Origin of the sequence: Lacrimispora algidixylanolytica, from assembly GCF_003609635.1 — a bacterium.
Classification (GTDB): Bacteria; Bacillota; Clostridia; order Lachnospirales; family Lachnospiraceae; genus Lacrimispora; species Lacrimispora algidixylanolytica.
In genome coordinates this window covers 94,201-111,552 of the sequence record NZ_MCIA01000006.1, presented here as the reverse complement: position 1 = coordinate 111,552, position 17,352 = coordinate 94,201, and the positions used below count along the sequence as shown (strand labels likewise).

19 protein-coding genes are annotated in these 17,352 nt (G+C 39.9%); 3 read left to right on the top strand and 16 right to left on the bottom strand.

Annotated features, from left to right (window positions below):
• Positions 1-101 precede the first annotated feature (101 nt).
• From BET01_RS05085 to BET01_RS05050, 8 genes are all read right to left on the bottom strand, one after another.
• Positions 102-1,859, bottom strand: a complete 1,758-nt coding sequence (locus BET01_RS05085; protein ID WP_120195686.1) for an ABC transporter substrate-binding protein — start codon at positions 1,857-1,859, stop codon at positions 102-104.
• Between the two features lie 11 nt (positions 1,860-1,870).
• Entirely contained in the window at positions 1,871-2,776 is a 906-nt protein-coding gene (locus tag BET01_RS05080; RefSeq protein ID WP_120195685.1) for a carbohydrate ABC transporter permease, read from the bottom strand.
• Positions 2,777-2,806: 30 nt separating this feature from the next.
• On the bottom strand, positions 2,807-3,739 hold the full coding sequence (locus tag BET01_RS05075) for an ABC transporter permease (RefSeq protein ID WP_120195684.1): 933 nt from the start codon (positions 3,737-3,739) through the stop codon (positions 2,807-2,809).
• Between the two features lie 362 nt (positions 3,740-4,101).
• A complete protein-coding gene (locus tag BET01_RS05070; RefSeq protein WP_120195683.1) occupies positions 4,102-5,490 on the bottom strand; it encodes a sensor histidine kinase in 1,389 nt (462 codons plus the stop codon).
• A gap of 5 nt (positions 5,491-5,495) precedes the next feature.
• Complete coding sequence (locus tag BET01_RS05065; RefSeq protein WP_120195682.1) at positions 5,496-6,194, bottom strand: response regulator transcription factor; 699 nt, start codon at positions 6,192-6,194, stop codon at positions 5,496-5,498.
• A gap of 70 nt (positions 6,195-6,264) precedes the next feature.
• Positions 6,265-6,474, bottom strand: coding sequence for a copper chaperone CopZ (gene copZ / locus BET01_RS05060; RefSeq protein WP_120195681.1), 210 nt, complete (start codon positions 6,472-6,474; stop codon positions 6,265-6,267).
• A 25-nt stretch (positions 6,475-6,499) separates the two neighbouring features.
• Positions 6,500-7,222: a hypothetical protein gene (locus BET01_RS05055; RefSeq protein WP_120195680.1), complete on the bottom strand. Its 723-nt coding sequence runs from the start codon at positions 7,220-7,222 to the stop codon at positions 6,500-6,502.
• A 7-nt stretch (positions 7,223-7,229) separates the two neighbouring features.
• Positions 7,230-9,710, bottom strand: a complete 2,481-nt coding sequence (locus BET01_RS05050; protein ID WP_120195679.1) for a heavy metal translocating P-type ATPase — start codon at positions 9,708-9,710, stop codon at positions 7,230-7,232.
• 149 nt (positions 9,711-9,859) lie between these two features.
• On the opposite strand from BET01_RS05050, the gene BET01_RS05045 reads away from it, so the two are divergent.
• From BET01_RS05045 to BET01_RS05035, 3 genes are all read left to right on the top strand, one after another.
• Positions 9,860-10,219, top strand: coding sequence for a winged helix-turn-helix transcriptional regulator (locus BET01_RS05045; RefSeq protein ID WP_120195678.1), 360 nt, complete (start codon positions 9,860-9,862; stop codon positions 10,217-10,219).
• Between the two features lie 302 nt (positions 10,220-10,521).
• Positions 10,522-11,829 carry an MFS transporter gene (locus BET01_RS05040; protein ID WP_120195677.1) on the top strand — a complete coding sequence of 436 codons (1,308 nt, stop codon included), beginning with the start codon at positions 10,522-10,524 and terminating at the stop codon, positions 11,827-11,829.
• A 232-nt stretch (positions 11,830-12,061) separates the two neighbouring features.
• The gene (locus BET01_RS05035; protein ID WP_120195676.1) at positions 12,062-13,414 is read left to right on the top strand and encodes an APC family permease; all 1,353 of its coding nucleotides are present in this window, start codon (positions 12,062-12,064) and stop codon (positions 13,412-13,414) included.
• A 70-nt stretch (positions 13,415-13,484) separates the two neighbouring features.
• On the opposite strand, the gene BET01_RS05030 is transcribed toward BET01_RS05035, so the two are convergent.
• From BET01_RS05030 to BET01_RS04995, 8 genes are all read right to left on the bottom strand, one after another.
• A complete protein-coding gene (locus BET01_RS05030; protein ID WP_120195675.1) occupies positions 13,485-13,721 on the bottom strand; it encodes a hypothetical protein in 237 nt (78 codons plus the stop codon).
• A 12-nt stretch (positions 13,722-13,733) separates the two neighbouring features.
• The gene (locus BET01_RS05025; RefSeq protein WP_120195674.1) at positions 13,734-13,943 is read right to left on the bottom strand and encodes a helix-turn-helix domain-containing protein; all 210 of its coding nucleotides are present in this window, start codon (positions 13,941-13,943) and stop codon (positions 13,734-13,736) included.
• A gap of 16 nt (positions 13,944-13,959) precedes the next feature.
• Complete coding sequence (locus BET01_RS05020) at positions 13,960-14,406, bottom strand: DUF2975 domain-containing protein (RefSeq protein WP_120195673.1); 447 nt, start codon at positions 14,404-14,406, stop codon at positions 13,960-13,962.
• A 203-nt stretch (positions 14,407-14,609) separates the two neighbouring features.
• Entirely contained in the window at positions 14,610-14,813 is a 204-nt protein-coding gene (locus BET01_RS05015) for a DUF6485 family protein (protein ID WP_120195672.1), read from the bottom strand.
• 141 nt (positions 14,814-14,954) lie between these two features.
• Positions 14,955-15,524: a flavodoxin family protein gene (locus tag BET01_RS05010; protein WP_120195671.1), complete on the bottom strand. Its 570-nt coding sequence runs from the start codon at positions 15,522-15,524 to the stop codon at positions 14,955-14,957.
• A gap of 121 nt (positions 15,525-15,645) precedes the next feature.
• On the bottom strand, positions 15,646-16,008 hold the full coding sequence (lpdD, locus tag BET01_RS05005; RefSeq protein ID WP_120195670.1) for a prenylated flavin chaperone LpdD: 363 nt from the start codon (positions 16,006-16,008) through the stop codon (positions 15,646-15,648).
• A 23-nt stretch (positions 16,009-16,031) separates the two neighbouring features.
• Positions 16,032-16,598: a UbiX family flavin prenyltransferase gene (locus BET01_RS05000; protein ID WP_120195669.1), complete on the bottom strand. Its 567-nt coding sequence runs from the start codon at positions 16,596-16,598 to the stop codon at positions 16,032-16,034.
• A gap of 4 nt (positions 16,599-16,602) precedes the next feature.
• Complete coding sequence (locus BET01_RS04995) at positions 16,603-17,331, bottom strand: DUF554 domain-containing protein (protein ID WP_120195668.1); 729 nt, start codon at positions 17,329-17,331, stop codon at positions 16,603-16,605.
• Positions 17,332-17,352 lie beyond the last annotated feature (21 nt).

Genomic DNA, 17,352 nt, shown 5'->3' with positions numbered 1-17,352 from the left:
GGAGTGAACAATGGACATCGAGAAGCCGGCCCTCTCGGTGTCCATTTTATAACAACTATTTCTTGTCAATCACCACTTCTTCATTGTCAATGATTGAAACTCTACTTTGCTTTATTGTTGTACTCTTCCACAGCTTTAATTCTGGAATCTGCCTGATCGTTTGCATTTTTCATATCCACTTCCAGTACCTTTTCATATCCAAGACCTTTGACCGTATCCTGCATGTGTTTTAAAATACTCTTAAATTCCGTTTCATCCTTGGCAAATATCATCTTCCATGAATCATCCACAATCACTGACTTACATTGCCCCCGAAGTGTTGTAATATCAGAACTTTCTTCTGGTTGTAAATAAGAGGTTCCTGCTGCAACTGACAGTGCATTTTTGCTTTCTAGAAATTCAATGGTTGTCTTTGCACCACCATTTTTCTCCTGCCAGTCAAGATCTAGGGGCGTTGTTCGCTTTGCTAATTCCGAAGACCACATAGTAGTTAGGTACGGCTCATTAATCCTCGGATCGATATCAACAATTGACAGCGTTTTAAAGTTAAGCGCAGGTACTCCATCCTTCCATGAACCACCGCCCCATTCTTCCGGAACTGGTACATTATTATTAGGGAGTGCTTTCTCACCAAATTCCGTAAACACTGCCTTCCCGTCTTTTATCTCCCATGTTAATCCTTCCATTCCTGCTGCCCCGTTGGCCTGACCTACAATTTCCATTCCTTCCGGTGAATAAATCCAATCAATAAATTCTGCCAGTCTTTTCGCATACTTTGTCTGGCTGCCAATGGCAATAATGGTCTTTCCATTGCCTTTCGTATAACATCCAAAAGAGTAAGGTGAAATTCCTTTGATATATGCTGGCATAAACCCTTTTAAAGCATTCTTGTGTTCCACTGTATTATAATAAGATGGTCCCTGGAAGGACCAGAGAGAAGTCAAAATCTGACCATCACGATACTTATCCGATAATATATCATAATTTTGCGTGGTCGATTCTGGATCGATTAGTCCCTCTTGATTTGCATGAAACAAAAATTCCAGCGCACCAACATAATAACCGTCACTTGAGGTGATTTCCTGATTATCACTTCCATCTGCCTTGGCTAACACAAATCCAATTTCATTATAACCATATAAAGATGCGTAATTTTTTGCTCCCACCATCATACTGTCATCCCAATCTTTGAACAATGAGATGGCATAAGTCTTTTTACCAGAATCGCTTTTTGGTGTATTCTCCTGCATTTGCTTCATAACCGGGATCCAGTCCTCCAAAGATTCCATTGCCGGATATCCTGCGGCCTTATAAGCATCCCATCTCACATAGGGAGCCACCAGTGGATCCACACCTTCCGTAGATACATTGGGGGAGCGATTGGATATCTCACTTGGGATTCCATAGATTCCTACTGGTTTCAAATTTGTATTCATGTTCTCTATTGCATCTTTATAATCTTTCAAGACAGCTTTATCTTTTAAAAGATCCGTCATATCCATTAAAAGTCCAGCTTTCACCATATTTTCAAATCGTCCGCTCTCTGTTTTTGATATGATAAGATCCCCCAGGTTCCCTGCTGCGGAACGGGTCTGAAATAAAGTATCACCGCCTCCCGCGACATTTGGAGCTATAATGTTTAATTCCATATTAAATTTATCTTTTACTATCTTTCCAAACCAGCCAGACTGAATTCCCTGATAATTTGCCAATGTATCAAATACATCTACGGTAATAAATTCATCATCTTTTCCATTGCCACCAGCAGACGCACTGGTCTTTTCATTGCTGCAACCAATTAATACGGTTGAAGCTGTCATAACAATACAGAGTAGTAAACTTAACGCTTTTTTTTTCATCTCTCTCCTCCTTACCCTTTCACTGATCCGATCATAATTCCTTTTACAAAAAACTGTTGAAACATTGGATACACAAACAAAATTGGAAGCACTACGATTACGGACACCGTCATGCGGATAGAAGTTGGTGTCTGCTGAGATGCGAGTGCTACCGCACTCACGGCAGATACTCCATTGTTACGAACCATTGCTGCCAGAGAACTGGCTTGATTGATATAAGTGTATAATAAATACTGTAATGAATATAACTTCTGTTCCGTAACATAAATCAGTGTATCCTGGAACGAATTCCACTGCCCCACTGCCGAAAAGATCGCCACGGTAGCAAGAATCGGTTTTGCTGTGGGAAGAATGATTTTTCCAAATACAGTAAAAATTCCTGCTCCATCTATCTCTGCTGCTTCCTGCAAGGACCTTGGCATGGATTCAATGTATGTCTTAACGAGAATGATATTAAACGGCTGTATAATAACCGGTATGATATACACCCAGAAAGTATTGGTCAAATGCAGTGTTTTCATAGTAATGAACATCGGAATTAATCCCGCATTAAAATACATGGTGATAATGAAAAACCGATACCAAAATCTCCTATGCCACATTTTTTCCTGTGTAAATACATATCCCAAAAATGCTGAAGCCAATACCGTGCAAGCGGTACCAATAACAGTTCTTCCAATCGATATCAATGCCGCCCTCATCAGGCCATTTATAGCTAATACTTGGGTATAATTATCAAAATGAATGGACTTCGGTAAAAAACGGATGGATCCATTGGCACTTAAATCATTGGCACTAACGGTATTGATTATCATATAGTAAAATGGATAAAAACAGATGAGCGTAATGATGATGAATACAAAATGATTGATAAGGTTAAACGCCACGTCATTGCATTTTAATCTTTTATGTCTCATTTTTCTAGTTTTCACGAAACCTACCACCCCCTAGATAATCGATTCCCCACGTGTTTTTTTAGATAAGATATTTACTATGGTCAGTAATATTAAACTGATGATGCTTTTTAACATACTGATCGCAGTAGCAAGAGACAAACTGCTTCCTGTCATTCCTACATTATACACGTATAAATCCAATACTTGTATGTGCTCTTTATTAAAAGAGTTCTGGAATACAAAATACTGATCCATTCCATTATTTAAAAAGTTAGCAACTGACATCATCAGCAGTACGAAGAAGGTAGGCATTAAGGATGGAAGGGTGATTTCCTTCATCAAACAGAACCGATTCGCACCGTCGACCCGTGCTGCCTCATAAAGTTCTGAATCAATTCCAGCAATCGCCGCCAGATAAAGAATTGCCCCCCAGCCAAGACCTTTCCATACATTCCATAAGGTCATCCAAGAATAGATATGAGCATCACTGTCTAGAAACTTAATTGGGGTTGTGATTAGTCCCATATTTTGAAGCAACGTATTTACCAGTCCGCCATCTGTAAATAAGCTAAATGCCACAGAATAGACCAATACCCAACTTATAAAATTGGGAAGTGCGGTCAATGTCTGCACCAGACTCTTAAACCATTTGCATTTTATCTCATTGAGAAATATAGCAAACCCAATTGGAAATACAGAAGTAAGCATTCCCAGTAAGCTCATAGCAAGTGTGTTCTTCATTACCTGAAAGATCTGTGCAACCTGAGTTTTATTTGCAAAGAGTGTCTCAAACCATTTCCAGCCTACAAAATCACACTGGGACAATTTAAGTGGAGGTTTATAATCATAAAAGGCGTAAATCCACCCATGCAGCGGAAAATAGGAAAATAGAAAGCTCAGTATGATGAAGGGTAAAATGCAGTAAAACAACCTGCGGCTTTGCAACGTGCGTTTTGATGCTTTCCCTGATACGGACTCTTTCATTCCCTTTATCTCCTTTATTTTTGCTCAGCCTTACTCTGTTATATTTATTGTATCATTTCATATTTTTGAAAGCATACCATTTAAATCTGACTCTTAAGATAGAAAAAAGTGATATTTTTTATTTTTTCTGAGAGAATCTCTATTTTTTCCATCTTTTATATTGATAATTGCCTGTAATGATTTTTTCATAATGACCATAGCCATTAGTGAATTAGAGATTCGGACACTGTCTCAGACCACAAAACTAGCTTTTATGCCCATTGTAGATTCACTTCGTTTACGATGAATCAGGTAAAATTACGTCCATTGGCTGCACAGAAAAAGAGACAGGGTTTTTCCTGTCTCTTTATTTTGATCTCGCCTTATTTAGAGTCTTTGGGAATGCTTACGGTAAAGCAACTTCCCTGTTCTACGGTGCTTTCGGCCACTACCCTTCCACCGTGAGCTGTGACAATGGATTTTACAATGGCAAGTCCGATCCCTGCACCTCCCGTCTTTCTGTCTCTTGACTTATCGGAACGATAAAACCGTTCAAAGATGAGGGGAAGTTCTCGTTCCGGGATTCCAATCCCATTATCAATTACCTTTATGACGCCGTCTTTGGGTGTTTCCGTAACCACCACTTTTATGCTGCCACCTTCCGGCGTATATTTCATCGCATTAGAAAGTAGGTTTGCAATCACCTGGCTGATCCGGTCCTTATCGATTTCAACCGATATTGGCGTACCTTCCAGAGAAAAGGATAAGTTTCTTTTTAACAACTCCCCATTCATCGTTTCAGAAACAATCTTAACCAGGTTTAATAGATCTTCCTTTGATTTTCTTAACACCAGGTTTTCACTTTCCATTCTGGCAAGCTGTTCTAGATCTGCAACCAGCGTCCCCAACCGCTTCACCTCTTCAAAGCAACTACCAAGGCGTTCCTGAGTCGGCTCCCATAACCCTTCCATCATTGCCTCCAGATGAGAACTTAGAGACGTAAGAGGAGTCCGTAATTCATGAGCCACATCGGCAGTCAATCTCTTTCTAAGGTTCTCTTGTTTTCCAAGGCCGTCTGATAGCTGATTAATGGCTTCTGCCAGATCATCAAGCTCTTTAATTCTAGTTCCAGGCTCAAACCGAATGTTATAATTCCCCTCTGAAATCTGTTTTGCAATGTAAGCTGTTTTCGTGACTGGCCGTGAGATACGGCGGGCAAGAAGGCAACCTGCAATCACTGAGCAGATTCCAGATAAGACTCCAATAAATATAAGCACCTGATTCATGACATTGATAAAATCAAAATCCGCTTCATTCATGAAAAAGGGACCATAATATTTGATGGAAAGACTTCCTGTCCTTTTACCATTCTGGTTCAGCTCATAAACATTATCAACGAAACCACCTTTGGAACCTCGTTCCTCCATTCGCAGAGATATCTCATCCATAATCTGACCACAAAGACTCATATCGTGATTTTCTGCATCCCACACCACATGATTTCCTGCATCATACAGTTTGATAATGTAGCCGTCATAGAGTGCATTCATGCCAATGGCATGGACATAATCTTTCTTCCAGTCACGTTTTAATCCATCATATTGTTTGCTTAGTTCCTCTACAATATTCTCTCGTCTTTCTTCTCCAAGCTGGATAATATACTTTTCAAATTCTCGGTTTATGAGCCAGTTTGATAGAATTCCAGTAAGAAAGACTGTGAGAAATAAAATGAGAAATATGGACAGGGAAAGCTGTTTTCTTAAGCTCTTCAATGGTTTCACCCTCCAAACTTATATCCTAGCCCTGGAATGGTTAGGACATAAACAGGGCATCTGGGATCGTCTTCAATTTTCTTTCTTATGTTCTTAATATGGCTGTCAATGGCTCTGTCATATCCGGTAAATCCCTTGTCCATGGCTGTCTCAATCAGCTCTTCTCTTGTAAATACCTTTCCAGGATATTTTATAAGAACAGATAGGATATTGCGCTCACTTGGAGTAAGTGTTACCGATGTTCCATTTTTCTTGACCTCATTTTTTTCAAAATCCACGATCAGATCTCCATCTCGCCAGGAGTTATGTCTGGTTAAAGGGATCAAATCATGCTCCGTTCTGCGAAGTACAGCTTCGACTCTAGCATAAAGTTCCTTTAATCCAAAGGGCTTTGTTATATAATCATCCGCCCCAAGGGAAAACCCTTCTACCAAGTCAATTTCCTCCACCTTTGCAGTAAGCATAATAATAGGAACCCGGGACTTCTTGCGTATGGCACTGCATACCTCTTCCCCGGAAAGATCTGGAAGCATGAGATCAAGAAGCACCAAAGAGATATTTTCCGCATCAAATATCTCAAGCGCTTTCTTTCCGTTTTCCGCAGGAATCGGACAGAATCCTTTGCTCTTTAAGAGAACGCAGACAACCTCTAGTATCTTTGGTTCATCATCCACAACCAGTATGTTTTTTATGTTCTTGCTCATCCAAACACCTCTTCCACATCCAAAATAAACTGGAAAAGCGGGAATCGCCCTAAAGCGATTCCCGACCTTTTTATTCCACTACATCGTAGCCCTGATCATCTATTTCAAATTTAATTTTTTCAATTGGAGCTTTCTCTGGATCGTGATCCACGGTTACTGTTTTTGCTTCCAAATCTACGGATACGCTAGACACACCTTCTAATTCCCCTACTGCACCAGTCACTGCTTTCACACAGTGCTGACAAGACATACCTTCTACTTTTAAAATTGTTGTAGCCATTTGTATTACCTCCATCTTTTTTCTATTATTTTATATTAAAGGGCTTTAAAAATTTGTAAACCTCAACATTTTTACCGTGATCCATAACTGGAACGGTTGTATATACCCAGCCTTCCACCTTTTCGGGATCAACGCCTGCTGCTATTAGCGGCTCTGGATTCAAGACAAATACAATGTCCTTATCCTGATCTTTCTTTGTTACTGTATTGGTTTCCATATTCTTTGCCCATTCAAACATATTTCCATCTCCAAGCTTTAAGCCGTAATGGTCCATCGCTGAATGATAATTGATTGTGTCAGGATTATATGTTTCGATCTGCTGATAGGCAGATAAGGCATTTGGCCCTTCTTTTACAGACGGTGCCTCCTTACGAAGCTTGCTGCCTATGATAATTGATCCATCATTTCTTTTGTATTGATCGGAAAGCCTACTCTCATCAAGCCCTGCATCTAGAAAGGGTTTTGCATCGAATTCCAGCATAACATCATACACTGGGCTTTTGTTGTAATCTCCACTCCAGATTAAGCGAACTTCGCCATCTGGAGACTCTAAGGACCAGCCTGCATTTGCTTCATCGGCCTTACCCGCATCCGGAAGAACATTTAAAACAGCTTCAAACGTTTTCTGGGACCCTTTTCCGATTACATCTAGATTCCCTTCCGCCGTCTTTACAACACCCACTGTGATGGCTGCAACTATGACCAATGCAGCTATTGCAGATGCAATCAGTTTTTTATTCTTATTCATAGATGGTTCACCTCTTTCCTGTAACAGGCTTAAATCTCTTAAGCCTCAATGCGTTTGTCAATACGGAAACAGAGCTTAAGCTCATGGCTGCTGCTGCGAAAATTGGATTTAACAGCGGGCCATTAAAGAGAAGATGAAGAAGTCCTGCTGCAATTGGGATTCCGATTACATTGTAACCAAAGGCCCAGAATAGATTCTGCTTGATGTTACGAATGGTTTGCTTACTTAAATGAATGGCAGTTGGTACATCCATTAAATCTGAACGCATGAGTACAATATCAGCGGATTCCATTGCCACATCAGTACCAGAACCAATGGCAATTCCTATATCAGCCTGAGCAAGAGCTGGTGCATCGTTAATTCCATCTCCTACCATGGCAACCTTTTTGCCCTCACTTTGAAGCTTTTTCACTTCATTTGACTTATCTTTTGGAAGAACTTCAGAAAGCACTCGGTCAATTCCTACCTGCTTTGCAATGGCGGCGGCTGTTTTTGCATTGTCACCTGTGATCATTGCCACTTCCATTCCCATCTTATGAAGGCTTTCTATAGCGGCACGGCTGGATTCCTTCACCACATCGGCTACTGCAACGATTCCAGCTAAGGTTCCATTGATTGCCACATACATAGGAGTCTTTCCTTCCTCTGCCAGACGGTCAGAAACTTCTTCCATTCCAGCCAAGGATATTCCACTTTCATCCATCAGCTTCCGGTTTCCTGCAAGAATATCTTCTCCTTTGATATTGGCCTGAATTCCACGACCTGTTAACGCCTCGAACTGCTCTGTAGCAAATAGCTCAAGTCCTGCAGCCTTTGCTCCCAGCACAATCGCCTGGCCAAGAGGGTGTTCTGAATTCTTTTCTGCAGAAGCAGTAAGCTGTAACAACATATCTTTTGAGATTCCTTCTATGGTCAGAACATCAGTTACAGTTGGTTTTCCTTCCGTAATGGTACCTGTTTTATCAAATACAATGGTGGTTATCTTATGAGCGGTCTCAAGAGCTTCTCCACCCTTAATTAAAATCCCATTCTCAGCGCCTTTACCAGTTCCAACCATAATAGCTGTTGGTGTTGCAAGGCCAAGTGCACAAGGACATGCGATAACCAAGACGGATATAAAGATGGTAAGGGCGAATTTTAAATCGCCTCCCGTACCGAAATACCAGGCAACACCAGACACAAGCGCAATGGCACAAACCACTGGAACAAAATATCCAGATACAATATCCGCCATCTGTGCGATGGGCGCCTTTGAGCCCTGGGCGTCTTCAACAAGTTTTATGATCTGAGCCAGCGCTGTTTCGCTGCCTATCTTTTCTGCTTTAAAGCGGAATGCACCTGTGGTATTAATAGAAGCTGCATAAACAGGATCCCCTTCTTTTTTATCTACCGGCATACTTTCTCCGGTAAGCATGGATTCATCAATGGAAGTATTACCACTGATGACGGTACCATCTACGGGAATTTTTTCTCCCGGCTTTACTATAATAACATCCCCCAGCTCCACTTCGTCAATGGGAATTTCTTTTTCCACTCCATCCACAAAGATGATAGCAGTCTTAGGGGTCAGACCCATTAACTTTTTAATGGCTTCACTGGTACGTCCCTTCGAAACGGCTTCCAGGGATTTTCCCAGTAGGATTAGGGTGATAATAACTCCAGCGGATTCATAATAGAGCGCATCCACTGCCATAAAATGACCGGAAGCAATCTGGAACGTGTTATAAACACTGTATATTACGGCTGCTGAAGTTCCAATTGCAATAAGAGAATCCATGTTAGGGCTTCTTTGAATCAAAGCCTTAAATCCAACGGTATAGAATCGGTAACCGACTGCTAATACAGGAATGACTAAAAATAGTTCTAATAGCGCATAAATCAGTGGATACCGCATTGGCTCAATCCCTGCCGGAAATGGCAGACGGACAAAGGTTATCATTGGAGCCATAGCAATGTAGAACAGGGGAATGGAGAAAATAGCAGATACAATGAACTTAGTCCAGAGTGTCTTAATCTCTTTCTGCTTTCTGGCGCGATCTTCATCTACCGCATCCGCTTTATCCACTTCCAAGGCCTCATAACCAGCCTTTTCAATGGCCCCACGGATCACAGATAATCTTACGGTCTGAGGATCGTATGTTACGGTTGCCTTTTCTGTTGCAAAGTTTACAGAAGTCTCTTCGATGCCTTCCAGCTTTCCAATGGCTTTTTCCACTCTTCTTGCACAAGCGGCACAGGTCATGCCACCAATTGGAATTGTAACCTTGGCATTTTCGGATTTCTCTGCAACTTCGTATCCGATTTTAGTAACTGCTGCCTTCACAGCAGAAAGTTCCACTTGATCGCTGTCGTATTCCACAAACAGCTTTTCACTGGCCAGATTCACATTGGCCAGATTCACACCGGAAAGTTTTCGCACAGTCTTTTCAATTCTCTGTGCGCAGGCAGCACATGTCATGCCTCGTATATTTAACATTTCACTAGCCATTCTCTTTCACCTCACCTTTATATTTTAAGAACTGCCTTGAAGTTTTTTATAGCTTATGATATTATTATGACAGTTATTATGATTTTTGCAAGTATGTACTTTATTGTAACATAGTACCCAAAAGGATACTAAGAAGGAGGTTTCCGCTTATGGACTGCAACTGTAACGCTTACCATTGCCCGGTAGATACTACGCTTAATATGATTGGTGGAAAATATAAAGCTCTTATTTTATGGCATTTAACAGATAAAACTCTGCGTTTTGGGGAACTTAGAAAACTCATTCCTCAAGCAACTCCAAAGATGCTTACTCAGCAGCTAAGGGAGCTGGAGGAGAATCATTTAATTAATCGCACTGTGTTTCCAGTGGTACCACCACGGGTGGATTATTGCCTTTCTGATTTAGGAATCAGCATTCGTCCGATTCTAGAGGCAATCTATACTTGGGGCACCGATTACTTGAACCAGAACGGATTAGAAGCTAGCTGCTCCATGACATTTTCTTCATAATGAATGTGCATGGACTATAATAATATAAAATACCAGCACTCCACGCTCTTGGAAGGCTGGTATTTTTATGTTTACCAAAACTCCTAATAACTATGAATCAATTTTCTTGACTCTTTCAGAAGCTAGGAGTTATACTAAATGATATAAAAATAAATTTTAAACCAAAGGAAGAAAATCATGAAATTATGCATTGGCACTGCTCCGTGTAAGGTCTGAAAAGGACGAAACTACACGGAGTAAGATCATTCGTCCTACAGGCTTTGCACTCTTTTAACTAATATAAAAGTAAAAGGAGCAAAGTCATGTTTAGAAATTTTAGAGAGAATATAAAGGAACTTCAGACGTTTCTTATTTTATGGGGGACACAGTCCTTCTCATCACTGGGCAGCTCAATGACAAGCCTTGCTTTGGTGATCTGGGCATATGAACAAAAGGGATCAGCCCTTACTACGGCATTACTGACCATCTGTTCTTATGGTCCCTATGTACTATTTAGTATATTTGCAGGTTCTTTTATTGACCGTCATAACAAAAAGATCATAATGCTGGCAAGTGACAGCTTTGCTGCCCTTTGTACAATTTTTGTGCTTATCCTTTTATCCACAGGAAAGCTTGAAATCTGGCATTTGTATATCATCAACACTTTAAACGGGCTCATGAACACCTTGCAACAGCCCGCCGCCGATGTAGCCGTCAGTCTTTTGACACCGAAAAAGCATTACCAGAGAGTCAGCGGTCTTCGCTCTTTATCCAACTCCTTGGTTACAGTTGTGGCACCGGTTCTATCTACGGCTCTGCTTTCTTTTGCAGGCTTACAATGGGTGATTGTATTTGACTTAATTACTTTTTTTAGCGCGTTTACTGTTTTACTGTTCTTTGTAAAGATCCCACAGGTAAAATCAGATCGTGATTACCACAGGGAGACAATGCTGCAATCCGTAAATGCCGGGTTAACGTATCTAAAAAAGGAACGTGGAATTCTTGACCTTATTTTGTTTCTGGCAGTCATAAACTTTACTGCCTCTATGTACAATGCCGCTCTTGCTCCAATGTTACTTTCAAGAGCTGGAGGTGGAAAACTAGAACTTGGCATGGTTAATATGGCGGCTGGCCTTGCTACCTTGGCAGGAAGCATATTGGTTACCCTTCTCCCTGCACCCAAAAGCCGGATCAGGGTTATCTTAAACTGTCTGCTCTTTTCCATGAGCACAGAGAATTTCATCCTTGCTTTTGGAAAGACTACTCCCGTTTGGTGCCTTGGTTCTGTTCTTGGCTGGATTTTGATTCCTGTTATGGGAGCCAATATGGATGTCTTACTGCGCTCCAAAATACCAGTAACCATGCAGGGGCGAGTTTATTCCGCTCGGAATACACTACAGTTTTTTACCATTCCATTAGGCTATTTGATCGGAGGCATACTAATTGATAAGGTCTTTGAACCTCTTATGGCCAAACAAGTAGCTGGAAGTTTTCTTTTAAGTATCTTCGGATCAGGGAAAGGCTCTGGTGCTGCCCTCTTCTTTTTTGTCATTGGTATAACAGGTGCCTTATCCTGTCTTCCGTTTCGATTTGACCGACACTTATGGAAAATTGAGGAAACTAGTTCGTAGTATCAAAAATATAAAAATGCACAGAATGGCCTTATCGGCTGACTGTGCATTTTTATTCCGTTAAAGTGAAATTTTTGGTGAATTTTATCTGATCTTATGATAAAATAATTACAGTTTCGTCAGCAATAATTGGGGTCCAAATCTTATAATTTTAGATTTCGGGTAAATTATTTATGTATGGTGAAAAAATAAAGACAAAGGAATTCTATTGAAGAATAGGAATGGTCAAACGATGGAACCAAAATTAGAAAAAAAATTCGGTCTTATCACAGCCATTGCCATGGTTGTTGGCATCGTTATCGGAAGCGGTGTTTTTTTTAAGGCAGAAAAGATCCTTACAGCGACTGGAGGAGATCTAAAGAAGGGGATTTTTGCCTGGGTGATCGGCGGTATCATTATGATTTCCTGTGCTTATACATTCTCTGTTATGGCTACCAGATACCAGTACGTCAATGGTGTCGTGGATTACGCAGAAGCTACAATGGGGAAAAAATATGCTTTTTACGTAGGCTGGTTTATGGCAATCATATATTACCCAACCATTACCTCAGTGCTAGCATGGGTCTCTGCACGGTATACCTGCGTCATCTTAGGTTTTTCCATAACTGGCGGAGAATGTATGACAATTGCATGCCTATACTTGGTAGCCAGCTTTACGCTTAATGCCTTATCTCCTGTCCTTGCCGGTAAATTCCAGGTAAGCACAACGGTCATTAAACTGGTGCCTCTTTTTTTAATGGCAGTGGTAGGAACCTTTATGGGCGTGAGAAGTGGTATGACCGCATATAACTTCACTCATTATGTTTCTCAAGGAACGTCTGGCGGTTTGTTTACTGCTATTGTTGCAGCCAGCTTTGCTTATGAAGGCTGGATCATCGCTACTTGTATCAATGCGGAATTAAAAGATGCGAAGAAGAATCTTCCTTTGGCACTCATCGCAGGAACCTTTATTACTATGTCCGTTTATATTCTTTATTATATCGGCTTGGCCGGAACCATTAAAAATGAAGTAATGATGGCAGGTGGAGAAACAGGTGCTAAACTTGCATTCCAGACCATCTTTTCCTCTGCAGGTGGTACACTGCTTTTTGTATTTGTTATCATCTCATGCCTTGGTACTTTAAATGGTCTGATGTTAGGCTGTACCAGAGGAATTTATTCCATCGCGGCAAGAGGTCTTGGACCAAATCCAAAGGTTTTCAGTCAGGTTGATTCTACTACAAATATGCCTGTAAACTCTGCTATACTGGGATTGTTTCTCTGTAGTATCTGGCTTCTTTATTTCTATGGAGCCAATTTAACCACAAGCTGGTTTGGATTCTTTAGCTTTGATTCCTCAGAACTACCAATCGTAACGATTTACGCTATTTATATCCCAATCTTTATTATGTTTATGAAAAAGGAAAAAGAGCTAACATTTTTCAATCGGTTCCTGATGCCATGTCTATCTCTTTTGGGATGCATCTTTATGATCATCGCTGCATGGTTTGCCCACGGAATGGCTGTCGTTGCATTTCTAATTGTATATTTTATCGTCATGATGCTAGGTGCACTGATTCTGAGATTAAAGAAAACAACTCTATAATTGTTTATAAAAAAGGAAATTCTGATCTTTCGGGATTTCTTTTTTGACTTACTGGGTTTGTGATTTGCTATTATTCCGACATTCCTAGACCAATACCGTAAAACATAACAGCAAAATAAAATGTAAAATGAACAATGATTGAAATTGCAAAGAACACCCTTCCCATAACAAACAATTTTTTGTAGCTTTTTAATTTTTTAAATTTTAGGAAAAGTCCAATTATAAATGAAACTGTAGCTAATAAAAATGATCCGAAAGGTAAATATAATAGAATTATTATAGACATTAATGGTTCTAATTCAGACATACTATGTTCTCCTTATTCACACTTGATATATTCTAAAATATCCCCTGGCTGACATTCTAATTCACGACATATTGCTTCTAATGTAGATATTCGAATGGCTTTAGCTTTCCCTGTCTTTAGTATTGATAGATTAGCAGGAGTAATGCCAATCTTTTGGGAGAACTCCAAACTTGATACTTTCCTTTTTGAAAGCATAACATCAAGATTAATTATGATAGGCATTGTACTCACTTCCTTTTTAAATAGTAAAATCATTTTCAGTTTTTAATATAATTGCTTGTAACAATACATTTTGTATCACTTGTAATATTAGGCCCCCTAAGATAACAATTACAGAGATCAAAAGAGCAAACAGATAAAGTCTTGCAAAAAATATGTAAACCATCGCTGCGAAAAAGCAACAATATGAAGATATTTTAAGTAACTGCACATTTTTATCAGTAAATACGTTTCTATGAGCAATGTTATTTAATAAACGATAAAGGCAAAATAGTAAAACTAAAGCAGAAGGAATTGTTGTATAAAAAGTTAATAGAAGCGACTCTAGAATAAATTTGCTTTTACCGAATGTATTATGATATGAACCTAAAAGCTCTGGTAAAAACGGTGTTGACACTACTATTACAAAAAACAATAGTATTGTAATTAATTTGCTGATTAATATTGAATTAGGTTTTACTCTCATATTTTACCTCCTATTTATTACATAATATCCCAATAATTATTAAATGTCAATAATTAATTATTGTTTTTCAATAATTATCAGAGTGATTTATCACTTAAGAGCTTGTAAATATTATTAAGATTATCTGAACTTACCGTGTTACGGTCTTTTTGGAGGAATCATAGAATATTAAGGTTTTAATAGAGGCATCTCCTTCTCATAGTTCATAAAAAAAATTCAACAAAACCGTCAATGGTAAAATCATCTACCTTGGAAGTATCATCATTCACTAGATGAAAAAAACAACCAGGCATCTCGCCCTTGTTTAAATTCTTACGGATACAGGGATCGCAGCCCATGTCGTGGTTTACGGGATGTAACTTACAACTCGTCTCATTACAGGTGCAGAAATGATTTTGATTTGCCATGGTTTCATACCCTCCTATGTTCTTCCCTTAAGTATCCGATATTATAACAGGCATTCTTAAATATGTAGATATAGTTATTTATTTCTTTACATTATGCTATTTCTGTTATGTATTGACGCCTTAATTCTTTCCATTATGGTCTTATCCTTCTGCCTCACTCTTAATGTCATTAAAGAAGCTGGCAATGCCTCTTGCTCCTGATACTGCTGCCTTATCATGAATGGCTGGTGTCTTCTCAGTATCAAAACTGGAAATCAGAGGAAAGACGTCTTTGGCATTCATCTTATAAAGCAGACGGTTTGCCATCCGATGAGGTAATTCTAAATCACCATCACCACCCCCTACTAAAAGCACAGCTCCCTTTTTAGGCTTCATAATTGGTTTTTCTTTTCGATAGAACTTGGCACAAAAATAAGGCTGCAATCGACTTGTTACACTAAGTAAAGGACCCGTCAGCTCTGACATGTAAATTGGTGATGCTACCAAAATATTGTCACATTCCTGTATGTAATCATATACTTCCTGCATCTCATCATCCACGCAGCAGCCAGTATTTTTGACACAATATCTGCAGTCTACACAAGGCTTAATGTTGCAATGGTAAGCATTGACCTGTCGATAGCTGCCCTTTAGATTCTTCGTAACCTCTTGAATCAGGCTTACTGTGTCACCATTTTTTCTTGGGGAACCATTGAATATTAAGGTTTTCATTAAAACGTCTCCTTCTCTCACATCATATATCTAATTCTATTATAAGTTTGGATATATTTCTAGATAGAGATCAAAGAAATAAGGCAATGACACCAGGAAACATGTCATTGCCTATGATTAATTATATTGAGAGAAAAATCTCCTCCAGTAACTGGCAGCACCCCTCATATAGAATCTGAATATCCTCAAAGGACAATCCATCCACATGAATGCCACAGACACATACAGTGACATGATTGGTTTTTGCTGCTATTTGTTCCGCAAACAGTTTAGCCAGCACATCATCTTTATGCCCGATACAGTTTAATATTGACGTCGTCGCACTGATCCCCTGCCCCGTCAGACTTGGCCGGGGAACGGAAAGCGCAGTACTGCCTATATGAGGAAGATCCCCTCCGTATAAAAGGACACAGAAATCATCTCCCATGGTATTTACATCACAACTAATATGAACGCTGCCAATTACCGTTTTAAATGTTTTCATCGTAATCCCTTCTAATAAACCGCCTATTCCCACCGCTTAAAGCCTTCGATTTTTATTCCTGCTGCATCAAGTATTTTTCCGGCGATATGATGATTGATATCCTCAAGGGATTTTGGTTTACTGTAATAAGAAATGACGGGAGGCAGAATCACCACGTTCTGCAATCTGGATAAATACTCCATATTCCGTAAGTGAATGGGGCTTAAGGGCGTTTCTCTTGCCACCAAAATAAGCTTCCGTCTTTCCTTTACGGTCACATCTGCTGCTCGAAGAAGCAGGTTATCGGAGTATCCGCTACAGATTCCGGCTACGGTTTTCATGCTGCAAGGGACGACAATCATTCCTTCTGTCTCATAAGTTCCGCTTGCTATGCTGGCACCAATATTTTTGTTGTCATAAGAAACATGAGCCAAGCTCTTAAATTCTTCCAGAGTCAAATCGGTTTCATGACGGATGGTTTCCTCACCGCCTCTACTGATTACTAAGTGGATCTCATAGTCCGTATGCTTTTGAAGTTGCTTCATACAGGCTACTGCCAGAGGGGCACCACTTGCCCCGCTGACTGCAACTACAATTCTTTTTCTCTCCATACGCTTATAAAAGATTCATGATAACATGAGACCAAAAGTAAGAAAATGGCATAACAAGTACCATGGCAGGAAGCATGTTGGCAATAGGGAAGGATTTTATTCCAGAAATACGAAGTCCGGTCGCAAGCATTAAAATGCCTCCGCAAGCCGTAAAATCACTAAGCATTTCCTTATTGGTAAGGGGCATGATAATGGAAGCACTGAAAAACAAGAGAATCAGAACAACGAACTGAGGAATACATACCGTACAGGTGATATATCCAAGGCTAGCTGCAAAAATGGCTGCGGTAAAAAAGTCAAGGATGGACTTTGAAAACAGGATGGTATGATCTCCTGTCATGCCTGCCTGTAACGCTCCGAAAATACCAGTTCCGCTTGCGCAAAACAGTACCACGATGCTGACAAGCTTCTGCATGAATTCTTCCTGGCTCATGCCAGATTCTTTATTAGAAAAAATTCTGGAGATGGGGGACTGGACTTTTTTTGCCACTACCGTAATTCCATATTCCAGATGAGCAAGCTCACCGATAGCAGTTCCTATAATAACGGCAAATACCACTGCTGGTAAATAAGATAATTTTACAATGGAAGTGATTCCCATAGACATGGAAGCCACACCAAAGATCAGGGTTAGATTATTGCGTAAATTCTCTGGTATTTTGTTTCCTAATAAGGCACCTGCGGCACCCCCGGTGAGTACTGCCAAACTGTTAACGATTACTCCGATGGGCATATTTTTATACCTCTTTTGTTG